The 1,102-nt window shown below is 56.4% G+C and carries 1 pseudogene; it reads right to left on the minus strand.

Annotated features, from left to right (window positions below):
* Nucleotides 1-131: 131 nt before the first annotated feature.
* Nucleotides 132-970, minus strand: a pseudogene (locus ACREXZ_RS30890) (IS5 family transposase).
* Between the last annotated feature and the right edge of the window lie 132 nt (nucleotides 971-1,102).

The raw sequence follows: 1,102 nt of genomic DNA on the forward strand, positions 1-1,102 counted from the left end.
GTCGTATCGCCCGCGATTCTTCGCCGTCCACATGGGTGACCCCTTCGAATCAGGCCACCCCCCTTGAATCACAAGTGATTCATAGAATTCAATATCTCTCCGGACGGACACTTAGAGTCTGTCCGGTGACTTCATACGGGATTACAAAGTCTTCTGAGCATGAGGCGGATTGAGGCGAGGCGCAAGAAGGCGAGCGCTTTTCGATTGAGATTCTCCCAGTCCTTGGCGAGCCTACGACATCGATTGAGCCAGGCGAAAGTGCGCTCGACGAGCCAGCGTTTGGGCAAGACCATAAATCCGTTGGCGTGACCGGAACGCTTGACGATTTCGGCTTTGAGATGCGGGAGCACGCGTGCCAAAGCCTGGTTGAATTCGGGTCCTTGATAGCCGCCGTCGGCGAAGAGCTTTTGCAAAAAAGGAAACATCCCGAACAGTGTCGCCATGACGAGAATGCCGCCATCACGATCTTGAATATCGGCCGGATGGACGATGCCATGAAGCAGCAAGCCCAACGTATCTACAAGAATATGCCGCTTCTTGCCCTTGATTTTCTTGCCGGCGTCGTACCCATGCGGGTCGATCGAGGCCCCCCTTTTTCGGCGCCCTTGACGCTTTGACTATCGATGATGGCGGCGGTCGGGCTGGCCTCCCGTTGGGCCTGCTCGCGACACTTCACATAAAGGGCGTGGTGGATATCCTCCAATGTGCCGTCGTAGGTCCATAGGTCGAAATAGTCGTAGAGCGTGCTCTTCGGCGGCAGGTCCTTCGGGATCGCCCGCCACTGACAGCCGGTCGATAGAATGTACATGAGGCCGTTCACCACCTCACGCATCACCACGGTCCGCTTGCCACCGCCGCGCTTGCCCGGCGGAATGAGCGGTTTAACCAGCTCCCATTCGGAGTCGGTCAGATCGCTTGGATATCGCAACTTGCCGCGGTCGTATCGCCCGCGATTCTTCGCCGTCCACATGGGTGACCCCTTCGAATCAGGCCACCCCCCTTGAATCACAAGTGATTCATAGAATTCAATATCTCTCCGGACGGACACTTAGAAATTCCGAATACCGTGTTGGCGTTCGCTTTGATCGTCGTGCCCTTGGTA

This window comes from Paraburkholderia sp., assembly GCF_050742655.1.
In the GTDB taxonomy this organism is placed as follows: domain Bacteria; phylum Pseudomonadota; class Gammaproteobacteria; order Burkholderiales; family Burkholderiaceae; genus Paraburkholderia.